A 5,393-nucleotide genomic window follows, 5' to 3' on the forward strand; every position below is an offset into this window, starting at 1 on the left:
TCGACCGCCGGCTGCCGCGCCCTGCCCCACCGCCGGACGGGAGGCGCGTGGCGGGCCCGCACCGCGCCTCCCCGTCCGTCGCCTACTCACCTTCCCTGTGCGACTGCTCAGGAGCGCTTGGTTCTGTGGGGCAACGAGATCGCCGGGTGCTCGCGCACCCTTCGTCGAGGAGGACGGATGGCAATCGACCGCAGGCTCTTCCTGCTCGGGGGCACGGGGGTGCTGCTGCTCGCCGGGTGCTCCACCCGGCCTGAGCGCACCACCGTCGAGGAGTGGCCCACCGACCCGCCAGAGGGTGACGTCACGATCAGCTGGTGGGCGGGGCAGGTTGCCTCGAAGGACGGCGGGGACCTCCGCCGTCGGCTCATCGCGGAGTTCCAGAAGGAGCACCCGAACATCCGCGTGCGGATCGTCAGTGCCCCGAGCGACACCGACACGAACCGCACCAGCCTGACGACGCAGATCGCCGCGGGCAGTCCGACGCCCGACGTGTACCTGGGCGACGTCGCGTGGCCCGGGCAGTTCGCGAAGAACAAGCTCGCGACCCCGGTGAACCAGCTCGTCGGCGAGGACTTCTTCGAGCAGTTCCCCGAGGGGCTCCGCCTGGCGGCGAGCGTCGACGGGACCTACTACATGTTCCCGCTCTACATCGACGAGTCGTTCTTCCTGTACCGGCAGGACCTCCTCGACAAGCACGGGCTCCAGGTCCCGCGCTCGTGGGAGGAGGTCAAGGACACCGCGAAGAAGCTCGTGGACACCGGCGACGTCGACTATGGGCTGGCGTTCCAGGGCGACGTGTACGAGGGCCTCACCTGCAACGTGACCGAGTTCGTCGCGGACGCCGGCGGGTCACTGCTCAACGACGACCTGACGAAGCCCGCGACGACGAGCTCGGAGACGAAGCGTGCGTTCGAGTTCATGCGCTCGCTCATCACCGACGGCGCCGCTCCCCGTGCGACCCTGACGTACCAGGAGCAGGACACGAACGACGCCTTCGCGGGCGGCCGCGCCGCGTTCCTGCGCAACTGGTCGTACGCCTGGGGCATCGCGAACGGCCCGGACTCGGCGGTCGCCGGCAAGGTCGGCCTCGCGCCCCGTCCGACGTTCGACGGCATGGACGAGCACCACTCGACGATCGGCGGGTGGGGGAACTACATCAACCCGCACACCCAGCAGCCCGCGGCGGCGCTGACCTTCGCGGCGTGGATGTCGAGCGAGACGGCGCAGCAGTTCCTCACCCGCGAGGGCGGCGTCCTGCCGGCCCGCAGCGCGAGCCTGGTCAGCGACGACGCGAAGCGGCAGGACCGCCCGACGTACGACACCGCGGCGGGCATCACGCTCGTGCCCCGTCCGACCTCGACGGCGTACTACCCGAAGGTCTCGCAGGGCGTCTACCAGAACGGCAACAGCATCCTCGGCGGCCAGGCATCGGTCGACGGCGGCACCCGCTCGATGGCCTCGGCCATCTCGCTCGCCCTGACCGGGGACGCGCTGTGAGCGCCGGCACCGCGACCCGGACCCCGGCCGGCGCGGCCGGCGGGCGGACGCCGGGCCGAGGCGGTCCCGACGTGTACCGCCCGACGACCGCACGGTCGCGGATGGAGCGCGTCCGTGCCCGTGGCGCGTGGGGCTTCGCGGCCCCGGCGCTCCTGGTCGTCGCCGCGGTGACGATCTTCCCGGTGGTGTACTCGATCGTCCTGAGCTTCGCGGACGTCGAGATCGGCTACGACGGCTTCACGATCCAGGGCTTCGGCCTCGGCAACTACGCGGCCCTGCTGCAGAGCGCCGACTGGTACCGGGCACTCGGCTTCACGGTGCTCTACACGGTCGTCACGGTGTCCGTCGAGCTCGTGCTCGGCATGCTCGTCGCCCTAGTGCTCGAGCGGCTCGGGGTCACCCGCGGGTGGATGCTCGCGCTGCTCCTCGTGCCGTGGTCGCTCGTGACGATCGTCAACGCGCAGCTCTGGAAGTACATCTACGACTCGACGTACGGCGTCGCGACGTGGTTCTTCGGCCTGTTCGGCGACGCCCCGGTGATCCTCGGCGAACCGGTGCCGGCGATCACCGGCCTGATGGTCGCGGACATCTGGAAGACGACACCGTTCGTCGCGATCATCCTGCTCGCGGGCCTCGTCCAGATCTCGGAGGATCTGTACGAGGCCGCCGAGCTCGACGGGGCGAACGGGTGGCAGACGTTCTGGCGCGTCGTCGTGCCGCAGCTGACACCGACCCTCACGATCGCGGTCCTGTTCCGCGTGCTGCAGGCGTTCGGCGTCTTCGACCTGCCGTTCGTGCTGACGAACGGCGGACCGGGCACCACCACCCAGTCGCTCGCGATCATGGGCTACAAGGTGCTCTTCCAGGACATCAACATCGGACCGGGCGCCGCCATCGCGACGAGCACCGCGGTCATCGTTGCCGTCGGGTGCCTGCTCTTCCTGCGGGCGTTCCGGAACCAGGCGAAGGGAGGGGATGCCTGATGCCCCGTCAACGTGTCCGCAAGGGCTGGCGGAAGTGGGTCAACACCGTCAACGTCAGCGGTGTCGTCATCGCCGTGCTCACCGCGCTGCCGCTCTACTGGCTCGTCTCCACGTCGCTCAAGCCGTCGTCGGAGATCGCGCAGTCGCCGCCGACCGTCGTGCCGCGGTCGCTCACGTTCGACAACTTCGTCGTGGCCTTCCGCGACAACGCCCTCGGCCAGTACATGGTCAACAGCATCGTGGTGTCGGTGGCCACCACCGTGGTCGTGCTGGCACTGTCGTTCCTCGCCGGCTACGCCCTCGCCGGGCGGTGGATCAAGGGCCGGACGGCGATCATGACCTCGCTGCTCATGCTGTCGGTCTTCCCGGCGATCGCGGTCCTGACGCCGCTGTACCTGCTCGAGCGGAACCTCGGGCTGCTCAACTCGTACCCGGGCCTGATCGTGCCGTACGTGGCGTTCAACCTGCCGTTCGCCATCTGGATCATGCGCAACTACCTGCAGGGGATCCCCTCCACCATCGAGGAGGCCTCCGAGATCGACGGCGCCGGCGCCTGGCGCACCGTGCTGTCGGTGATCCTGCCGATGGCGAAGCCCGGACTGTTCACCGTCGGCGTCTTCACGTTCACGGCGTCGTGGAGCGAGTTCCTCATGGCGCTGACGTTCAACAGCGAGAACTCGTTCCGCACCATCCCGGTCGGCATCGCCCTGTTCGGTACGCAGTTCACGGTGCCGTTCGCGCAGATCTTCGCGGCGAGCGTCGCGGCGACGATCCCGATCGTCATCCTCGTGCTGGTGTTCCGCCGGTCGATCGTCTCCGGGCTCACCAGCGGTGCGGTGAAGGGGTGACGTCCGCGGGGTCGGTGACCACCGACCGGTCACCGACCCCGCGACGGACGGGAGGCCCGTGGCGATCCCGCCACGGGCCTCCCGTCCGTCACCGGTCCGGTGCGCGCTCGTCGCGAGCCGGGCCGGTCACGTGCCGTCAGCGACGTCCGTCGCGTGCGGTGTCGGTGAAGAAGTCGGCGTACAGGCCGTTGACGTCCTGCAGCTCGCCGTACTTCCAACGCTTGCGCATCCGACGGAACGTCTCGATGCGCACCGGGTCGATGCCCGGCTCGGACTGGTACGAACCCATGGTTCCTCCCCGTTTCCCTGATCCACCCCCGTGTGGGGGTACCCGAGGGCGACGGTACGTGCAACGGCGTCCCGCGTCCGCCGATGTAGGTCGGGAACTGACCTAACTGCGCTTGTTGGACAAATGTTCGAGCAGGGTCCCCAGCCGCCCGTAGCCTGCCGTCAAGGGGTCGGAGCGCCGTACTCGAGCGCCTCGATCACTCGATCGATCACGCGGACGTACCGCGTGGTCTCGCGCTCGGAGAAGGAGGACAGGAGCTCGTGCAGGTGCTCGTTCGTGCTGTCCATCGCGGCGGCGTAGGCGCGTTGCGTCTCCGGGGTCAGTTCGATGTACCGGCTGCGGCCGTCCTCCGGGTTCGGCACGCGGCACAGGTGTCCGGCGCGCTCGAGTCGGTCGACCGTGCCGGTGACCGCTGGGCTCGAGAGCCCGAGGTGCGACACGAGGTCCTTCACCCGCACAGTGCGTCCGGCGGCCGCGGCCCGCGCGACGAACTGCAGGACCGTCAGGTCGGAACCGGACACCGAGAGCCGTTCGCGCAGTCGACCCCGGAGCGCGCCCATCGCGGCCTCCAGCCGGGTGATCGCGGCGGTCAGGTCGATCTCACTCACGTGGTCGCCCCCTCCGAGTGTGTCGGTCCTGCGCGACACTACGCCGCACCCACCCTGGAACCGTATCCGTATAACGAGGAAGCATGCGTCATGTGGACAGACGATCGTGGACAGGATCGTCGTGGCTGATCCCTTGATCGAGGCGTTCGGCGCCGAGGGGACGATCGCGCCGGTGCGCTTCGAGGTCTCCGGGACGCGCCCGGACTCGGCCGTCCGTGACCTGGGCGGCATCTACGCGGGGGAGCGGTGGAGCGCCGTCCCGTCGCACGGCCGGTTCGACTACCGGTACACGGCGATCGGTGACAGCGAGGTCACCATCCGCCGGTCGCAGATGCACGGCGAGATCCGCGGGTGGATGCCCTCGGGATCGGTCGACTACGTGGTGACGTGGATCAGCACGGGGACGGGGGAACTCGAGGTGCGCGGGGAGCGCTGGCCGATGCTCCTGGACGTGCCGGTGATGTTCCCCGCCGACGAGGAGTTCGGCTTCGTCACCGCGGACTACGACCAGCGCCTGGTGCACTTCGACCGCGAGTTCGTCCGGCGGGTCGCCGCGACACGGTCGGACGTCGCGGACCGACCGCTCCGCTTCGACGCGCGACGCGGCGCCGACGAGTCGATCGGGCACCGGTGGCAGGGGGCGCTGACGGCGCTCTCGCGGGCGCTCCGCGTGGGCGGGCCGGACTCGGACGTCTGGCAGGACGCCAAGGTCGCCGCCGCCGAGGTCTTCCTCGACATGTTCCCGCCGCAGAGCGGCAGCCTGCCCGACGTGCTCGAGCAGCCGCGGAACGCCCGGCTCCGGGCCGCCGTCGAGTACATCCACGCGCACGCCGCCGAGCCCGTGTCGATCGTCGACCTGTCCGAGGCCGCCGGGCTCAGCGTCCGGTCCGTGCAGGAGTCGTTCCGCCGGGTGTTCGACGTCTCCCCGCTGACCTACCTGCGCCAGGTGCGGCTCGACCGCGTGCACGAGGAGTTGCTCGAGGCAGGGCCGCAGGCCGGCGCCGTGGGGGACATCGCGCGCCGCTGGGGCTTCGCGCACCTCGGGCGGTTCTCGGCGTCCTACGCCGAGCGGTTCGGCGAGTACCCGAAGCAGACCCTGCGGCGCTGAGGGCGGCGCGGCTCGCGCGGCTCGGCCGTCGCGGTCGCGGCCGCGACTGCGGAGCGCCGG

At 70.2% G+C, this 5,393-nt stretch carries 6 protein-coding genes; 4 read left to right on the forward strand and 2 right to left on the reverse strand.

Features of this window, described 5'->3' with window-relative positions; genetic code table 11:
* The first annotated feature begins 177 nt into the window (after positions 1 to 177).
* The 3 genes from D8M35_RS15180 (at position 178) to D8M35_RS15190 (ending at position 3,328) form a co-directional block, all read left to right on the forward strand.
* A complete protein-coding gene (locus D8M35_RS15180; RefSeq protein WP_126892585.1) occupies positions 178 to 1,497 on the forward strand; it encodes an ABC transporter substrate-binding protein in 1,320 nt (439 codons plus the stop codon).
* Positions 1,498 to 1,568: 71 nt separating this feature from the next.
* Entirely contained in the window at positions 1,569 to 2,480 is a 912-nt protein-coding gene (locus D8M35_RS15185; protein ID WP_238638262.1) for a carbohydrate ABC transporter permease, read from the forward strand.
* The gene (locus D8M35_RS15190; protein WP_126892586.1) at positions 2,480 to 3,328 is read left to right on the forward strand and encodes a carbohydrate ABC transporter permease; all 849 of its coding nucleotides are present in this window, start codon (positions 2,480 to 2,482) and stop codon (positions 3,326 to 3,328) included. Before D8M35_RS15185 ends, D8M35_RS15190 begins: the two co-directional genes overlap by 1 nt.
* A gap of 136 nt (positions 3,329 to 3,464) precedes the next feature.
* On the opposite strand, the gene D8M35_RS16435 is transcribed toward D8M35_RS15190, so the two are convergent.
* Together D8M35_RS16435 and D8M35_RS15195 are read right to left on the reverse strand one after the other, a co-directional pair.
* Entirely contained in the window at positions 3,465 to 3,617 is a 153-nt protein-coding gene (locus tag D8M35_RS16435; protein WP_153257449.1) for a hypothetical protein, read from the reverse strand.
* 161 nt (positions 3,618 to 3,778) lie between these two features.
* Positions 3,779 to 4,225, reverse strand: coding sequence for a MarR family winged helix-turn-helix transcriptional regulator (locus D8M35_RS15195; RefSeq protein ID WP_161972686.1), 447 nt, complete (start codon positions 4,223 to 4,225; stop codon positions 3,779 to 3,781).
* Between the two features lie 121 nt (positions 4,226 to 4,346).
* Between D8M35_RS15195 and D8M35_RS15200 the strand changes: the two genes are divergently transcribed.
* Entirely contained in the window at positions 4,347 to 5,333 is a 987-nt protein-coding gene (locus D8M35_RS15200) for a helix-turn-helix domain-containing protein (RefSeq protein WP_161972687.1), read from the forward strand.
* Positions 5,334 to 5,393 lie beyond the last annotated feature (60 nt).

It is taken from the genome of Curtobacterium sp. HSID17257 (assembly GCF_003989515.1).
Lineage (GTDB): Bacteria > Actinomycetota > Actinomycetes > Actinomycetales > Microbacteriaceae > Curtobacterium.

What these genes read in the sequence shown, in the direction of transcription:
- D8M35_RS15180 (WP_126892585.1), top strand. Translation starts at nt 178, where the DNA reads ATGGCAATCGACCGCAGGCTCTTCCTGCTCGGGGGCACGGGGGTGCTG.
- D8M35_RS15190 (WP_126892586.1), top strand. Translation starts at nt 2,480, where the DNA reads ATGCCCCGTCAACGTGTCCGCAAGGGCTGGCGGAAGTGGGTCAACACC.
- D8M35_RS16435 (WP_153257449.1), bottom strand. Translation starts at nt 3,617, where the DNA reads ATGGGTTCGTACCAGTCCGAGCCGGGCATCGACCCGGTGCGCATCGAG.